This window comes from Halomonas sp. SL18_1 (assembly GCF_055755715.1).
The window spans coordinates 806,132-822,517 of record NZ_JBVTRK010000001.1; the positions used below are offsets into that span (position 1 = coordinate 806,132).

10 protein-coding genes and 6 pseudogenes are annotated in these 16,386 nt (G+C 67.9%); 11 read left to right on the plus strand and 5 right to left on the minus strand.

From position 1 onward, the window contains the following. Positions 1–97: 97 nt before the first annotated feature. The 3 genes and pseudogenes from ACSJDS_RS04130 to ACSJDS_RS04140 form a co-directional block, all read right to left on the minus strand. On the minus strand, positions 98–595 hold the full coding sequence (locus ACSJDS_RS04130) for a hypothetical protein (RefSeq protein WP_473032210.1): 498 nt from the start codon (positions 593–595) through the stop codon (positions 98–100). Positions 596–963: 368 nt separating this feature from the next. Then, positions 964–2,970 (minus strand): annotated as a pseudogene (locus tag ACSJDS_RS04135) (insulinase family protein); the annotation flags it as partial. Then, a pseudogene (locus ACSJDS_RS04140) lies at positions 2,967–3,652 on the minus strand (SOS response-associated peptidase). The pseudogenes ACSJDS_RS04140 and ACSJDS_RS04135, both read right to left, overlap by 4 nt. Before the next feature lie 136 nt (positions 3,653–3,788). On the opposite strand from ACSJDS_RS04140, the gene ACSJDS_RS04145 reads away from it, so the two are divergent. Both ACSJDS_RS04145 and ACSJDS_RS04150 read left to right on the plus strand, forming a co-directional pair. Beyond that, positions 3,789–4,406: a TetR/AcrR family transcriptional regulator gene (locus ACSJDS_RS04145; protein ID WP_473032211.1), complete on the plus strand. Its 618-nt coding sequence runs from the start codon at positions 3,789–3,791 to the stop codon at positions 4,404–4,406. Beyond that, positions 4,403–5,128, plus strand: a complete 726-nt coding sequence (locus tag ACSJDS_RS04150) for a 1-acyl-sn-glycerol-3-phosphate acyltransferase (RefSeq protein ID WP_473032212.1) — start codon at positions 4,403–4,405, stop codon at positions 5,126–5,128. The genes ACSJDS_RS04145 and ACSJDS_RS04150 overlap by 4 nt, the downstream gene beginning before the upstream one ends. A 9-nt stretch (positions 5,129–5,137) precedes the next feature. On the opposite strand, the gene ACSJDS_RS04155 is transcribed toward ACSJDS_RS04150, so the two are convergent. Together ACSJDS_RS04155 and ACSJDS_RS04160 are read right to left on the minus strand one after the other, a co-directional pair. Further along, a complete protein-coding gene (locus ACSJDS_RS04155; RefSeq protein WP_473032213.1) occupies positions 5,138–6,430 on the minus strand; it encodes an HlyC/CorC family transporter in 1,293 nt (430 codons plus the stop codon). Positions 6,431–6,505: 75 nt separating this feature from the next. Beyond that, complete coding sequence (locus tag ACSJDS_RS04160; protein WP_473032214.1) at positions 6,506–7,306, minus strand: cytochrome C assembly family protein; 801 nt, start codon at positions 7,304–7,306, stop codon at positions 6,506–6,508. A gap of 344 nt (positions 7,307–7,650) precedes the next feature. Here ACSJDS_RS04160 and ffh point away from each other — a divergent pair. The 9 genes and pseudogenes from ffh to thrC all read left to right on the plus strand — a co-directional run bounded on the left by ffh (position 7,651) and on the right by thrC (position 16,084). Next, a pseudogene (ffh, locus tag ACSJDS_RS04165) lies at positions 7,651–9,077 on the plus strand (signal recognition particle protein). A gap of 263 nt (positions 9,078–9,340) precedes the next feature. Beyond that, positions 9,341–9,589 carry a 30S ribosomal protein S16 gene (gene rpsP / locus ACSJDS_RS04170; protein ID WP_102652817.1) on the plus strand — a complete coding sequence of 83 codons (249 nt, stop codon included), beginning with the start codon at positions 9,341–9,343 and terminating at the stop codon, positions 9,587–9,589. Positions 9,590–9,612: 23 nt separating this feature from the next. Continuing rightward, positions 9,613–10,167, plus strand: a pseudogene (gene rimM, locus ACSJDS_RS04175) (ribosome maturation factor RimM); the annotation flags it as partial. A 38-nt stretch (positions 10,168–10,205) separates the two neighbouring features. Then, a pseudogene (trmD, locus tag ACSJDS_RS04180) lies at positions 10,206–10,993 on the plus strand (tRNA (guanosine(37)-N1)-methyltransferase TrmD). A gap of 143 nt (positions 10,994–11,136) precedes the next feature. Then, positions 11,137–11,493, plus strand: a complete 357-nt coding sequence (rplS, locus tag ACSJDS_RS04185) for a 50S ribosomal protein L19 (RefSeq protein ID WP_238977431.1) — start codon at positions 11,137–11,139, stop codon at positions 11,491–11,493. A gap of 133 nt (positions 11,494–11,626) precedes the next feature. Beyond that, entirely contained in the window at positions 11,627–12,508 is an 882-nt protein-coding gene (gene xerD, locus ACSJDS_RS04190; protein WP_473034975.1) for a site-specific tyrosine recombinase XerD, read from the plus strand. A gap of 3 nt (positions 12,509–12,511) precedes the next feature. Continuing rightward, positions 12,512–13,267 (plus strand): DsbC family protein, encoded by a 756-nt coding sequence (locus ACSJDS_RS04195; RefSeq protein ID WP_473032215.1) that lies wholly within the window; start codon positions 12,512–12,514, stop codon positions 13,265–13,267. A 109-nt stretch (positions 13,268–13,376) separates the two neighbouring features. Further along, positions 13,377–14,693 (plus strand): homoserine dehydrogenase, encoded by a 1,317-nt coding sequence (locus ACSJDS_RS04200; protein ID WP_473032216.1) that lies wholly within the window; start codon positions 13,377–13,379, stop codon positions 14,691–14,693. Positions 14,694–14,696: 3 nt separating this feature from the next. After that, positions 14,697–16,084, plus strand: a pseudogene (gene thrC / locus ACSJDS_RS04205) (threonine synthase). Positions 16,085–16,386: the final 302 nt, after the last annotated feature.

Genomic DNA, 16,386 nt, shown 5'->3' on the forward strand with positions numbered 1-16,386 from the left:
TCTTGCGCTTTACTCCTCACTCCTTACTCTTTCCTCGCCCCTCGCCCCTCGCCCCTCGCCCCTCGCCCCTCGCACCTCGCACCTCGCACCTCGCACCTTACTCCTCTGCCTCGGGCAGCGGCTCCAGATGGCGCGTCAGCTCGGCGATATCGCTGGGGTCGGTGCCAGGATCGAAAGTGATGTTGGCCACGGCGGTCTCGCGCAGTTCGGGCCACAGCGTTTTCAGTGCCTCGATGTCGACCTCGAGCACCCGGTCGGCCAGGCGCTCGCGGCGGTCGAAGTCGGTGTCGCCGAAGGAGAGGGCGCGCCACAGCCGGTTGGTTCGCCCGGAGAGGCTGGTGTCGCGCTTTAGCAGCTCGTCGTGGACCGCCTGGCGGTAAGTGGCCAGGTCGTCATCGCTCATCGCCGCCAGCTGCTCGCCGAAGTCGTCCAGGAAGGCGTCGATATGCGCCTGGATCGCCTCGCTCGGCGTGTTCGGCGACTGCACCAGCAGGCTAAGACCGGGGCCATCCAAAAGCGGTGTGTAGCCGGCGTTGACCACGTAGCCCAGCTGCTCCTCGGTGCGCAGGCGGTGGTAGAAGGGGGTGTCGAGCACCTGGCCGAGTACCGCCAGACGAGCCTGGGTGGCAAGGGTGCGGTCGGTCCCTGCAGGTAGCGCAGCACCAGCGACTCCTCGCGGGAGGTCACCGGGTGAAGCGGCGGCAGCTCACCGTCGATGCGCAGCGGGGTGAGGTCGGGGATCGCCGCCGGTTCCAGGCCGGGGTCCAGGGCCTCGGCAACGCTCCGCCCCACCCGATTGGCCAGCTCGGCGTCGAGGTTGCCCACCGCCATGGCCTCCAGGCGCAGCGAGGCGAGGAAGGCGTCGCGGTAGTCGCGCAGGTCATCGACCCCGAGGTCGTGGCTCGCCTCCAGCAGCTGCTCGGTCGGCCACTGCGGGCGCATCAGCGCCTCGGCCAGGGTGCGGTGGCCCTGGCGAAACAGTGCGGCCTGGGGAGCATTGCGCCATTCACGCTGCAGCCGGTAGTGAGCGCGAGCGAAGCTTGCCTCGTCGATCTCGCCCTCCTGCAGCTGGATCAGGGTGCGCTCGATCAGCTGCTCCTGGCGGTCCCGCCAGCCCGAGAAGGAGAGGGTGATGCCCCGGGCGTGGGCGTAGGCCTCGGCGCTCTGGCCGGCCAGCCGTGCCGGGTAGAAGTCTTCGTTGAGGCTGTCGTCGAGCCAGCCGGCCAGCAGCCGCGACAGCACGGCCCGGCGCGGGTCGGCGCTGGCGTCGGGGTGCTGCAGGCTGAAGCGCCACTCCACCTTGGGGGTGTTGAAGCTGGCGTCGCTCATGTGCCAGAGGCTGAAGCTGGGATCCTCGACCAGCGCCGCCGGGCGTTCATGCTGCTCCTCGAGCAGCGTGAGGTCTTCGGCAATGAAGGGGTTGGGGGCGGGCAGGGCCAGACCGGCGAGCGGCCTGCCCTCGGCGTCGGCGGTCCGGCTGATCTCCCGCCAGGGGGCGTCGAACCACGGCGACTCCTGCTCGCCCTCCACGTCCGGGGCGCTGTAGAGGCGCAGCAGGCGATCGGGGCGCAGGGCATCCAGGTAGGTCTCGACCTGCTCCCGGTCGAAGCCGTCCATGCGGTAGGCGGCATACTGGACGTCTTCCATCGGGAAGCGCGCCAGGTTCATGGCCAGGCGCATGGCGCCCTGCAGCGGCGAGCCGTGCTGCTGGAAGCGGAACTCCTGCTCGGCGAGCCGGGCCTGCTCATCGTAGCGCCACTCGTCCAGCCCCGCTTCGCGGATCAACGCGATGGTATCGAACAGCGTGGCCTGGATATCGTCGAGCCGCTCGGCGCCGGCGGGGGTCAGGCTGATGCTGACCGCAAACAGGGCGTGGTGACCGTCGCCGCGGGTGATCCCGGCGGCCAGGCCGTCGGCCAGTCCCGCCTCGCGCAGTACCGACAGCAGGCTGCCCTCGCCTTCATGACCCAGCAGGTTGGCCAGGTAGTCGGCGGGCTTGTGGCGATACGCCTGAATCGGGTCCGGCACCGGGAAGAGAAAGCGCAGCTGGCGCCGATCACTCACCGACTGCACTTCCAGGTAACGCGGCAGCTCGTCCTCGCGGGCCAGCGGAGTGGTGATCTCGGGGCGAGAGAGGCCGCGGTCGGCGATGTCGGCGAAGCGCTCGGCGACCAGGATCTCCAACTCGTCGAGGGAGTGCGGGGCGATCAGCGCCAGCTGCATGACGTTGGCGTCGTAGTAGCGTTCGTAGAAGTCGATCACCCGCTCGCGCAGCGTCGGCTCGCCTTCGGGCGGGTCGGCCAGGGTCTCGCGGCTGCCCACCGAGAAGCCGGTGGTGGGGTTGTCGGGATTGAGCACCTGATTGAGCACGTCGTTCTCGCGACGGCCGTCGTCGCGGATCCGTGCCATGTACTCCGAGTGCACGATATTGCGTTCGCTCTCCAGCTGGTCGGCGTTGAACAGCGGGGTCAGGAAGAACGCGCTGAAGCGGTCGAGTGCCCCGGCGAAGGCGTCGGGCTCGATGTCGAAGAAGTAGTTGGTGTCCTGAGGCGCGGTGAAGGCGTTGAAGTTGCCGCCGTGACGGCGGATATAGCGCTGGTAGGCGTCCGCTTCGGGATAGGGTTCGGTGCCCAGGAACAGCATGTGCTCGAGGAAGTGGGCCAGACCGGCCAGGTCGTCGGGGTCCTGGGCGCTGCCCACGGCGACGTTCATCGAGGCGGCCGCACGGTCGGCCTCGGGGTCGCTGACCAGCAGGGCGGTCAGGCCGTTGTCCAGGGTCAGCACCCGGTAGTCGCGCTCGTCGTGGGGGCTGACGCGGGGCGTGATGGCCTCGGCGATGGCCTCCTCGGCCTCTACCTGGCGCGCCTCGACGATCCCGGGCAGCGTGCCGACGATCAGCAAAGGCAAGGCCAGGGTCAGCGCCAGGGCGTGGCGGCGGTAGGGCAGCGTTGCGGCAAGGGTAGGCATCATCTCTCCTGTTCGGGTGTCCAGCGCAGCATGGGGCCGGTGGGGTGGGCGCAACTCGGCTCCTGGTTCAGGGGATTGTTCACTCGTCTTGATACCGGAAAGGCGCCCAACAGTTCCCTAGGGGCGGGAATCAGCAGCCGGCGAGCCGTCTCCGCGGGGGTGAGGGGTCCAGCCAGCGCGGGGCGTCGGCGGCGTCGATGATCGCCGGCAGTCGGTCGCTGAGCGGCGCCAGCAGCGTATTGGTGGGCACGGTAATCAGCGCCGTCGAGTCGGCGTGCTCGGTCAGGGTGGTGTGGTAGCGGCACCACAGGCCGGCGAGCAGCAGCGGACGGCGGTCGAGGCGGGTGACCAGGAACGGCTGCTTGAAGCGCGGCTGGGGCTTCCACACGTAAACACCGCCGGCCGGCACCAGGCAGCGGCGCGCGGCGAAAGCGTCGCGGAACATGGCCCGCGAGTCGAGCGATTCGGCCCGGGCGCAGTGCGGGGCGTGGTCGAGTACCGTCAGCCAGGGCGGCGTGAGCCCCCAGAAGGCCTCGGTCAGGCAGGGGGTGCCGGCCTCCAGGCGAATGATCGACAGGGGGCGTCTCGGCGCCAGGTTGGTGGCAGTTACCAGCGGGGCGTCGAGGCGCAGGTCCGGCAGCAAGTGGGCGGCATCGAGGGGCGGGATGAACAGGCGGCCGGCCATGGCGACTCCGGATAGGGGGTGGCGCCAGAGTAGCCAAGTCTCACAGGGCTGAAAGGGGGCGCTCGCCGATGCTCGAAAACAGTGTTCGATGTGCGCTATGATGGCCTCTGAAGTTAACGTCCCCGCGAGGAGCCCGATGGCCCGTCCCCGACAGCATGCGCCCGAAGCGCTCCATGCCCAGGTCATGGCGGCCTGCGATGCCTGGCTGCAGGACAATCCTGTCCATACGCTGTCGCTGCGCGCCCTGGCGCGTGAAGTGGGCTGTGCACCCAGCACCCTGCTCAAGCTCTACGGCAGCTTCAACAACCTGCTGCAGCACGTGAACATTCACACCCTGAGCCTGCTGCGCACGGTCATCGAGCCGCTGGAAGAGGAGATGGCACCGGAGCCGCGGCTGAAGGCCCTGGCCCTGGCCTACTGGCAGTTCGCCCAGCGCGAACCCTATCGCTGGCAGCTGCTCTTCGACTACCCGCTGGCCCAGGAAGGCGAGCTCGACCAGCGTCAGTCCGACATGATCGAGGCGCTGTTCCTGCGGGTGGAGGCGACGCTCAAGGAGTATCAGCCGGCGCTGGGCGACCTGGAGGCACGTCGCTTGGGGCGCACCCTGTGGGGCAGCGTGCATGGCCTGGTGCTGCTGGGGCTCAACGAGCGCCTGGGCTACTGGCAGGGGCAGCAGCTGGAGGTGGGCGAGCTGCTCGACCAGCTCTTGACCACGACCCTCGCCGGTCTCAAGCATCGGTCCGACATGACGTGAATCTCTCGCTTCTGGGCCTGCTTGGCCTGCTGGCCGTGGTGGGGGGCTGGCGCTGCTCCCGGCGCCCGCGGCCGGTCATTCGCCTGATAGTATTTGCGCTGATCCACGCTATCTATCGGCTGCGTCTGCGTGGCCGCCAGTTCATCCCGGCCCGCGGCCCGGCGCTGGTGGTCTGCAACCACGTCAGCTTCATGGATGCGCTGGTCATCGGCGGGGCCAGCCCGCGGCCGCTGCGTTTCTTGATGGATCGCCCCATCTACGAGTCGCCCTGGCTCAACTGGCTCTTCCGCCTGGTCGGGGCCATACCGGTCGACGCCGATCGCCGGGACCCCGGCAGCGTGCGCCGCGCCCTGGATGAAATCAGCCTGGCCCTGCGCAGCGGGGAGGTGGTGATGCTGTTTCCCGAGGGGCGGCTGACGCCGGATGGCGAGATCCATGCCTTCCGCCGCGGCATCGAGCTGATCCTGGCGCGGGATCCGGTGCCGGTGATTCCCGCCGGTCTAGCCGGGCTGTGGGGCTCCTGGGCGTCTCACCAGGGCGGGCCGGCGCTGACCAAGTGGCCGCGCCGCCTGCGCCCCCGGGTGGCGCTGCACTTCGGCGAGCCCATTCCGCCGCGCCAGGTACGGCGGGATCGCCTGGAGGCCAGGGTTCGCGCGCTCAAGGCCGAGGCCGAGCCCTGGTCGCGGGCCCGCTCGGCCGCCGCGCCGCTGCAGCGTCGTTGACGCCGCCGCTCAGGGGGAGTGGCCGCGGGTGCGTGACGCCCGGCGAGGCGCCTGCCAGCAGCGCGCCGCGGTGATCAGGTTGTCGCGCACCTCGAGGATCTCCATGCGCGTGGTGCCGATCTGCAGGCAGGCGGGGCCATCGGGGAAGGACTCCAAGTGCTCGAGGATCAGGCCGTTGAGCGTCTTGGGGCCATCGGTGGGCAGCTGCCACCCCAGCAGGCGGTTGATGTCGCGGATGTTGGCGGTGCCGTCGATGAGGTGGCTGCCGTCATCCTGATGGTGAATGTCCTGATCCTGGGCCACGTCGGTGGTGAACTCGCCGACGATCTCCTCGAGGATGTCCTCCAGCGTCACCAGACCCTCCACGTCACCGTACTCGTCCACCACGATGCCGATGCGCCGTTTCTGCTTCTGAAAGTTTAAGAGCTGGGTGTGCAGCGGCGTCGATTCGGGGATGAAGTAGGGCTCTCGGGCCTCCTGAACGATGGAGGCCTTGGTCACCTCGTCCCGGGACAGGAAGCGCGCCGCGTTGCGCAGGTGCAGCATGCCGATGATGTTGTTGATGTCGCCCTTGTAGACGGGGATGCGCGTATGCTGGCTGGTGCGGACCTGAGTCAGGATGTCTTCGAGCTCGTCATCCAGGTCGATGCCGACCACCTCGTGGCGAGGCACCATGATGTCGTTCACCGTGACGTTCTCGAGGTCGAGGATCGACAGCAGCATCGCCTGGTGGCGATGAGGAATCAGGGTGCCCGCCTCGTGCACCACGGTGCGCAGCTCGTCACGGGTCAGGTGGTCGCCGCCGCCCTCGATGCTCTTGACGCCGAGCAGCCTGAGCAGGCCGTTGGAGATGACGTTGACCAGCCACACCAGCGGATAGAGCAGCTTGAGCAGCGGTTCCAGCACCAGGGAGGCGGGGAAGGCGATCCGCTCGGGTTTGACCGCCGCATAGGTCTTGGGCGTCACCTCGGCGAAGATCAGGATGACGATGGTGAGGACCAGCGGCGCGATGGCGGGGCCGGTGACCTCGCCGAAGAAGTGGATGGCGAGCACCGTGGCGATGGCCGCGGCCAGGTTGTTGACCAGGTTGTTGCCGATCAGGATCACGCCGATCAGGCGATCCGGGCGGGCCAGCAGGCGAGCGACACGCTTGGCTCGGCTGTCGCCGCTGCCGGCCTGGTGGCTCAGGCGGTAGCGGTTGATCGACATCATGCCGGTCTCGGAGCTGGAAAAGAAGGCAGAAAGGAAGACGAGCAGGAAAAGCAGGCCGAACAGCAATCCCACAGGGAAGTCGTCGCTCAAGTCGAAGGTTCCTCTCTGGCGTGTCAGCCCAGTGTTGTAGGGTGTCGGCCCGGCAGTGTCAAGGCGAGGCTCGCCTCAGCCGCGCTGCAGGACCACCTCCAGCATGAAACGGCTGCCGAAATAGGCCAGCAGCAGCACGGCGCAGCCGCCCAGCGTCCAGCGCACTGCGCGCATGCCGCGCCAGCCCAGGACGTGGTGACTTACCAGCAGCACGGCGAAGATCACCCAGGCGGCCAGCGACAGGATCGTCTTGTGGGCCAGGTGCTGAGCGAACATGGTGTCGAGGAACACGAAGCCGCTGATGATCGACAGGGTCAGCAGGATCATGCCGCCCCAGATCAGCTCGAAGAGGACCCGTTCCATGGTGGTCAGTGGCGGCAGCGACTGGACGATGCCGCGGATCCGGTGGTGGCGCAGGGCCTGATTCTGAAGCCCCAGCAGCACCGCCTGAATGGCGGCAATGGCCAGTACCGCAAAGGCCAGTGCCGAGCTGATGGCGTGCAGGGCGATGCCCGGCGTCAGGCCGCCGGTGCGCTCGGGGCTGGGCAATCCCACGGCCAGCAGCAGGGCCAGGCCGGAGATGGGGAAGAGCGCCACCGCCACGCTGAGCACCGGCTTGGCGAGGCTCACGAGGAGCAGTACGGTGACCATGACGGCGGTCAGCAGTACGGCGCTGGTCGACAGGCCGGGCATGATGCCGGGGCTCTGACTGACCAGTTTGGCGGCCAGGGGCAGGTGGCTCAGCAGGCCCAGCAGCCCCAGGGTGCGGACCAGGGCGGGCCGCGCCGGGGCGCGGCGCAGCAGCGTCATTGCCTGCCAGGAGGCGGCACCCATGTAGAAGATCAGGGCCATGACGGCCAGTGAAAGCGCCTGCATCAGTTGCCATCCGTGCGCCGTTGCCGGCGTCTAAGCGTATCGAGTGTGACAGGGTGTTGCGCGGTTGCGCTGCCACTATACCCAATTCATGCAGAGTCGCACAGCGGGGGCGCTTGCCGTGGCGGCCGACGGTCGCATGGAGACTGCCGGCCACAAGGCGTATAATTCCTACCCAATCATCGCCATGCGACGTTCGACAATGACGGTCGATCGCGACTGTTTTACAGTATTGCGGGTATCGCAGGACGCCAGTCGCATGTGGCGAATCGTCACAGACCCTGTCTTGCAAGCGCCCCCGCACGGCGGGACGTCAGGTACTGCCAGGATCGCAGCCGGAGTGGCCCATGTTCCAGAATCTCAGTGAGCGGCTGTCGCAGACGCTCAAGTCCATCAAGGGTCAGGCGCGTCTGACCGAGGACAACATCAAGGACACCCTGCGCGAGGTGCGTCGGGCGCTGCTCGAAGCCGATGTCGCCCTGCCGGTGGTCAAGGCCTTCATCGAGCGCGTCCGCGAGCGTGCCGTGGGGCAGGAGGTCTCGAAGAGCCTCTCGCCGGGGCAGCAGTTCGTCAAGATCGTCCAGCAGGAGCTTGAGGCGATCATGGGCGAGGCCAACGAGGGGCTTGCCCTCAAGGGCTCCCCCGCCGTGGTGCTGATGGCCGGTCTGCAGGGGGCGGGCAAGACCACCTCGGTGGCCAAGCTGGCCCGCTACCTGCGCGAGCGCGAGAAGAAGAAGGTGCTGGTGGTCTCCGCCGACGTCTACCGCCCGGCGGCCATTGACCAGCTCGAGACGCTGGCCGGCGAGGTGGGCGTCGAGTTCTTCCCGTCGCGCTCCGATCAGAAGCCCGTCGATATCGCCAAGGCGGCGATCAAGCACGCCAAGATTCAGTTTCACGACGTCCTGCTCGTTGATACCGCCGGTCGCCTGGCCATCGACGAGGCGATGATGGCCGAGATCGCCGAGCTGCACCGCGCCTGCCAGCCGCAGGAGACGCTGTTCGTGGTCGACGCCATGACCGGCCAGGACGCGGCCAATACCGCCAAGGCTTTTCACGAGGCGCTGCCGCTGACCGGGGTGATCCTCACCAAGGCCGACGGCGACGCCCGCGGCGGCGCGGCGCTGTCGGTGCGCCACATCACCGGCAAGCCGATCAAGTTCATGGGGGTGGGCGAGAAGGTCGATGCCCTGGAACCCTTCCACCCCGATCGCGTGGCCTCGCGCATCCTCGGCATGGGCGACATGCTCTCGCTGATCGAGGAGGCCGAGCGCACCGTCGACAAGAAAAAAGCCGAGCAGCTCGCCAAGAAGGTCAAGAAGGGCGAGGGGTTCGACCTCGAGGATTTCCGCGACCAGCTGCAGCAGCTCAAGAAGATGGGCGGCATGGGTGGGCTGCTCGGCAAGCTGCCGGGGATGGGGCAGATGGCCGAAATGGCCCAGGGGCCCGGCCCCGAGAAGGAGCTGGGCAAGCTCGAGGCGCTGATCAACTCCATGACGCCCAAGGAGCGCCGTCGCCCGGAGATCATCAACGGCTCGCGCAAGCGGCGCATCGCCGCCGGCGCCGGCCTGCAGGTGCCCGACCTCAATCGTCTGCTCAAGCAGCACAAGCAGATGCAGAAGATGATGAAGAAGGCCGGCAAGAAGGGCGGCATGCAGAAGATGATGCGCGGCATGTCCGGCATGATGGGCGGCGGCGGTCCGGGAGGCCCAGGCGGAATGGGCGGGCCCGGCGGTATGGGGGCATGGGCGGCCCCGGTGGCTTCCCCAGGCGTTGACGCCGGCCTTACCCAGGCGCGCCTGAAAAAGGAATGGCGAGCCGGGCTTTCCAAGTCGAGCGGTTTTCCGTAGAATGCTGCGTCTTCATGGCAGGACCGTGGCAACCGCACGGCTGCACGCTTGACATGCAACAGTGACCGAACGACGCGAAGGCGGGCCAATCGGCCCGCTTTCCGAGCAGGATGCCGAGGCCCCCGGCCATTTGCCGGGCCCGGCGTAGATCGGTATTAAACGTAACCTCAACCGAAGGACAGTTAACGCCATGGTTACCATTCGTCTGGCACGTGGTGGCGCCAAGAAGCGTCCCTTCTATCACCTGACCGTGACCGATTCGCGCAACGCGCGCGATGGCCGCTTCATCGAGCGTCTGGGTTTCTTCAACCCCATCGCCCGTGGCGGTGAAGAGCGTCTGCGCGTCGACCTGGACCGCATTACCCACTGGCAGAGCCAGGGCGCCCAGATGTCCGACCGCGTGGCCGAGCTGGTCAAGGAAGCCCGCAAGCAGGCCTGAACCGGTCGCTTGGCGGTGATGACATGAGCGAGCAAGCCGAAGACATCGAGCGGGACGGCCATGTGGTGCTGGGGAAGCTGACCAGCCCCTACGGCGTCAAGGGGTGGCTCAAGGTCTACTCCCATACCAGCCCGATGGACGGCATTCTCGACTATCCCGAGTGGGTATTGCGCCAGGGTCAGGCGGTTAGCCGTCATCGGCTGCTGCAGGGGCGTCGGCACGGCAAGGGCCTGGTGGCCCAGCTGGCAGGCGTCGAGGATCGTGGCGCGGCGGAGCGTCTGGCCGGCGCCGAAGTGCTGCTGCCCAAGGCAGACCTGCCGGAACTGCCCCGCGGCGACTACTACTGGCATCAGTTGGAAGGTCTCGCGGTGGTGACTCGCGAGGGCGAGGCCCTGGGGCGTATTCGCTACCTGTTCGAGACCGGGGCCAACGATGTCATGGTGGTCAAGGGCGATCCCGAGGGAACGCCGTCGGCCATCGACGCCCGTGAGCGGCTGCTGCCGTTCCTGCCCGACGAGGTGATCCTCGACGTGGACCTGGACGCCGGCGTCATGACCGTCGACTGGGACCCCGACTTTCGAGTCAGCCGGACGCCCAGGAGGCACCCGGGCCGAGTCTGTGGATCGGCGTGGTGTCGCTGTTCCCCGAGATGTTCGAGGCGATCACTCGCCACGGCGTGACCGGTAGAGCCGTGGACAGGGGCATATCGCGCTGGAGTGCTGGAACCCCCGCGACTACGCCACCGATCGGCATCGCACCGTGGATGATCGCCCCTACGGAGGCGGCCCCGGCATGCTGATGAAGGTCGACACCCTGCGCGCGGCGATCCACAGCGCCCGCGAACGGGCCGAACAGGTCACCGGGCAGCGCCCCAGGGTGATCTATCTCTCGCCCCAGGGGCGGCGGCTGGATCAGCGCGGGGTGCAGGAGCTCGCCTCGGGCCCCCCGCTGGTGGTGGTGGCGGGGCGCTACGAGGGCATCGATGAGCGCGTGGTGGAGTGCGACATCGATGAGGAGTGGTCGATCGGCGACTATGTGCTCAGCGGCGGTGAGCTGCCGGCCATGGTGCTGATCGATGCCGCGGCCAGGCTGGTCCCCGGGGTGCTGGGGCATCAGGATTCCGCGGTCGAGGACTCTTTCAACCAGGGGCTGCTGGACTGCCCGCACTATACGCGCCCCGAGGAGATCGACGGGCGGCGGGTGCCGGATGTATTGCTCAGCGGCCACCATGGTGCCATTCGGCGCTGGCGCCTGAAGCAGTCGCTGGGGCGAACCTGGCTCAGGCGTCCCGACCTGCTCGAAGGCAGGACGCTGGACCCGGAGCAGCGCGAGCTGCTGGAAGAGTTCATCGAGGAATACGGCCTGTCCAACGACAGGGCGGAGGTGCAGGACGCGAGACGTTGAGGGCGGTGCCTTCGGGCCGCCCGGGTCGTGGACCTGTGTCACCCATCGTCTCCCGCGCTCTCGAGCAGGCTCGAGCGCCGGGATCACGATTCACCGGCAGCCAACCGGATCGGTGAGTCACGTTTTTTCGAGGAGTTATCGTCATGAGCAGCAAGAACAAGGTGATCCAGGCGCTCGAGGCCGAGCAGATGAGCAAGGCGGTGCCGGAATTCGCCCCGGGCGACACCGTGGTCGTCCAGGTCAAGGTCAAGGAAGGCAGCCGCGAGCGCCTGCAGGCCTTCGAAGGCGTGGTGATCGGCAAGCGCAACCGCGGCCTGAACTCCGCCTTCACCGTGCGCAAGATCTCCCACGGCGTGGGCGTCGAGCGGACCTTCCAGACCTACAGCCCGCTGGTCGACTCCATCGCGGTCAAGCGTCGCGGTGACGTCCGCCAGGCCAAGCTCTACTACCTCCGCGAGCGCAGCGGCAAGTCCGCCCGCATCAAGGAAAAGCTGTCCTGATAGCCGGGTCGGCCGAGGGCGCACCCCAGGGTGGGCCCGCTGCGAAACCCCGTCACCGCTTGCGCGGGGCGGGGTTTCGTTGCATCGGCGCCGGCGGTACGGGAGGAGTCGCATGACGATGGCCGGCAGCCCCATGGGCCTGATCGACGCCTTTCTCGATGCCCGCTGGCTGGCGCTGGGGGCGAGCGCCAACACCCTGGCCGCCTACCGGCACGACCTGGAGGCCTGGTCGGCGCACCTCGAGGAGGCAGGCGAATCGCTGCTTGCGCCCGGCGAGGCGACGCTGGCCGCCTGGCTCGAGACGCGCCGCGAGCAGGGCTACCGGTTGCGCAGCAATGCCCGGCTGCTGTCGAGCCTGCGCGGCTTCTACCGCTGGGCCCTGGGGGAGGGGCTCATCGAGCGCGACCCGCTCAACGAGGTGCGGCTGCCGCGGGTGCGCCCTGACCTGCCGGACACCCTCGACGAAGCGGAGGTGGAGCGGCTGCTGGCGGCCCCGGATCTTTCCACCGACCTGGGGCTGCGCGACCGGGCCATGCTCGAGGTGCTCTATGGCTGTGGCCTGCGGGTCTCGGAGCTGGTGGGCCTGACCCTGGACGCGGTGAATCTTCGCCAGGGCGTGGTTCGGGTGCGCGGCAAGGGCGACAAGGATCGCCTGGTGCCACTGGGGGAAGAGGCCGTACACTGGCTGTCACGCTACCTGCGCACGGCGCGCAACGCCCTGATGGCGGACCCGACGCGCCCGGCGCTGTTTCCCGGGCGGGGGGATCGGGCCATGACGCGACAGACCTTCTGGTACCGTATCAAGGCCCATGCGCTAACCGCCGGCATCACGCGGCCGCTGTCGCCGCATACGCTGCGCCATGCCTTCGCCACGCATCTGTTGAATCATGGGGCCAATTTGCGTGTCGTACAGCTGCTGCTGGGTCACCAGGACCTGTCGACGACCCAGATCTATACCCATGTGGCGCAGGCGCGACTCGAAGCCCTGCACGCCGAACATCATCCTCGAGGTTGATTCATGACCCTATCCGCTCTTCGCCTTGCCGGTGCCCTGGGCGCCCTCAGTCTGCCCCTGATGGCCCTGGGCCTGCCGCTGGCCGCCCAGGCCGACACCGCCGAACGCCTGGCCGAACGCCTGGAAGTGCGCGGCCAGCCGATGCCCGTGGCCAGCGTCCGGGCCACGCCCGTGGAGGGCTTCTTCGAAGTGCGCCTGGAAACCGGCGAGTCCTTCTACAGCGATGCCGAGGGACGCTATTTCCTGGTGGGCGATCTCTACGAGAATGGCCCCGAGGGGCTGGTCAATCTCACCGAACAGGCCGGCAACGCCGAGCGTGCCGCGCGCCTGGCGGCGATTCCCGATGCCGAGCGGGTGATCTTCCGGGGTACCGAAGAGAGCCGCGCCGAGCTGGTGGTGTTTACCGATACCACCTGCCCCTACTGCCGCCAGCTTCACGAGGAGGTGCTGCGCCTCAACGAGCTGGGCATCGAGGTGCACTACCTGGCCTTTCCGCGCACCGGGATGAACGCCGAGGGCGCGCGGGTGCTGGAGCGGATCTGGTGCGCCGACAACCCCAGCGAGGCGATGACCACGGCCAAGCGGCAGGAAGCGCTGAACAACAGCCCCGACTGCGACAATCCGGTCGAGTCGCAGTATCATCTGGGCATGGAGATCGGCGTGCAGGGTACGCCGGCCATCGTGCTGCCCGACGGCCGCATGGTGCCCGGCTACGTGCCCGCCGAGCGGCTGGCCGGCATGCTGGGGCTGGACGACTAGGCTAGGCGCTGCATGTAACGTACGAGTTCGATCCCGGTCAGGCGGTCCCGCAGAGGACCGCCGACCTTCGCTGAGACACAAGGCAACAGGTAATTAAAGGGGAAAGACATTGAAACCGGTGAGAGTGGGAATCTGTGGGCTGGGAACCGTCGGTGGCGGAACCTTCAACGTGCTGACGCGCAACGCCGACGACATTGCGCGGCGGGCCGGCCGCCCGATCGTCATCGAGCAGGTCGCCTATCGCACCCCCAACCCGGAGTGTGACCTCACCGGCCTCAAGACCACCTCGGACGTCTTCGAGGTGGCGACCAACCCCGATGTGGACGTGCTGGTGGAGCTGATCGGCGGCTATGAGGTGGCCCGGGAGCTGGTACTGACCGCCATCGAGCACGGCAAGCACGTGGTCACCGCCAACAAGGCGCTGATCGCCGTACACGGCAACGAAATCTTCCAGGCGGCCCACGAGCAGGGCGTGATTGTGGCCTTCGAGGCGGCGGTGGCCGGCGGCATTCCGGTGATCAAGTCGCTGCGCGAGGGGCTGGGCGCCAACCGCATTCAGTGGGTGGCGGGCATCATCAACGGGACCGGCAACTACATCCTGACCCACATGCGCGACGAGGGCCGTGCCTTCGAGGACGTGCTCGCCGAGGCCCAGGCGCTGGGCTATGCCGAGGCCGATCCCACCTTCGACGTCGAGGGCATCGATGCGGCACACAAGCTGACCATCCTGGCCTCCATCGCCTACGGCGTCCCGCTGCAGTTCGAGAAGGCCTTCACCGAGGGCATCTCGCGGGTCACCGCCGAAGACGTCGAGCAGGCCGACAACCTGGGCTACACCATCAAGCATCTGGGTATCTCCAAGCGTACCGACGCTGGCCTGGAGCTGCGCGTGCACCCCACCCTGATCCCCAAGGAGCGGCTGCTGGCCAATGTGCACGGGGTCAAGAATGCCATCGCCGTGATGGGCGATGCCGTGGGGCCGACGCTCTACTACGGGGCCGGTGCCGGGGCCGAGCCCACCGCCTCTTCGGTGGTGGCCGATATCCTCGACGTGGCGCGGGATATCACCACCGACCATCACTACCGGGTTCCCGATCTGGCCTTCAGCGGCATCGACGAGGACGTCAGCCAGCTGCCGATCATGCCCATGGAGGAGATCATCTCCGCCTACTACCTGCGGCTGTTGGCGGTGGACCGGCCCGGGGTGCTGGCGCGGGTGGCGACCATCCTCTCCGAACAGGGCATCTCCATCGAGGCGCTGATCCAGAAGGAGGCCACCGAGGGTGAGCTGGTGCCGATCATCCTGCTGACGCATCGGACCCGCGAGCAGCACATGAACGAGGCGATCCGCCATATCGAGTCGCTGGCCGATATCGCCGGGCCAGTGACGCGGATCCGCGTCGAATCCCTGGACGAGCAGGAATAACCGATGCGCTATATCAGCACCCGCGGGCAGGCGCCCGCGCTCTCCTTCGAGGAGGTCGTGCTCACCGGCATGGCCAGCGACGGCGGCCTCTACGTGCCGGAGGATATCCCCAGCTGTCGAGCGAAGCGCTCGAGGGGATGGCCGGGCTCTCCTATGCCGAGATCGCCTTTCGGGTCATGCGGCCCTTCGTCAACGGCGAGATCGACGACGAGACGTTCCGCGGCATCGTGCATGATGCCTACGCCACCTTCAGCCACGATGCGGTGGTGCCGCTCAACCAGCTCGATGCCAACCACTTCCTGCTGGAGCTGTTCCACGGCCCCACGCTGGCCTTCAAGGACGTGGCCCTGCAGCTGCTCGGCCGTATCCTCGATCACTTCCTGGCCAAGCGCGGCGAGCGGGCGGTGATCATGGGCGCCACCTCCGGCGACACCGGCTCGGCGGCCATCGAGGGCTGCCGCCACTGCGACAACCTCGACATCTTCATCCTCCACCCCCATAACCGGGTCTCGGAGGTGCAGCGCCGGCAGATGACCTCGGTGCTGGCCGACAACGTCTTCAACGTCGCCATCGAGGGCAACTTCGACGACGCCCAGGCCATGGTCAAGGCGAGCTTCGCCGACCAGTCGTTCCTGAACGGCACCCGGCTGGTGGCGGTGAACTCCATCAACTGGGCGCGCATCATGGCCCAGATCGTCTACTACGTGGCCGCAGGCGTGGCCCTGGGCGCGCCTCACCGCAAGGTGAGCTTCTGCGTGCCCTCGGCCAACTTCGGCAACGTCTTCGCCGGCTACATGGCCTACCGCATGGGCCTGCCGGTGAAGCGCTTCGTGATCGCCACCAACGCCAACGACATCCTGCACCGCACGCTCGCCGCCAACGACTTCTCCAAGCAGGAGCTCAAGGCGACCCTGGCGCCCTCCATGGACATCGTGGTGTCGTCCAACTTCGAGCGCCTGCTGTTCGAGGCCTATGATCGCGACGGCGGTGCCGTGGCCGCACTGCTGGAACGCTTCCAGGCCGAGCCCACCGTCCTGGCGGATGCGCCCCTGGCCCGGCTGCGCGAGCGCTTCGCCAGCCACAGCGTGGACGACGCCACCATCCTGGAGGTGATCCGCGAAGCGCACCACCGCACCCAGGAGATCCTCGACCCCCACACCGCCACCGGCTATCGTGCCGCGGAGCGGCAGCGGGGCGAGGCGAGCGTGCCCATGATCACGCTTGCCACTGCCCACCCGGCCAAGTTCGCCGAGGCGGTGGTCAAGGCGGGCTTCCCGGGCGTGCCGCTGCCGCCCCATATGGACGACCTGCTGGAGCGCGAGGAGCGCTATACCGTGCTGCCGGCGGAGCTTGCCGCGGTGCAGCAATTCGTGGCCGACAACCGGCGCTAAGGCCGACAGCCAGGAGCCGGAAGCGAGGGCTACGAAGGGTAGCGAGGGGCGCCGGGGACAGGTCAGGGAGGTCTCAATGTCGCTGGAGCTGGATGCCCGCTCGGGGCTGATCCGGCGACAGGCCCCGGAACGCCGGACCGACGAGGGGGCGATGTGAACCCCTCCCTGGGTGCTACCGATGCCCTGCTTCGCTCTCGCGTCCTGCTACGCTTGCAGGACCGGTGCTGGCCATCCATGGCCAGCCCGTTCGAAGCAGTGCTTCTCATCCCAGGCATAGGACCCCCTCTTCGGCCTGTCCCGGC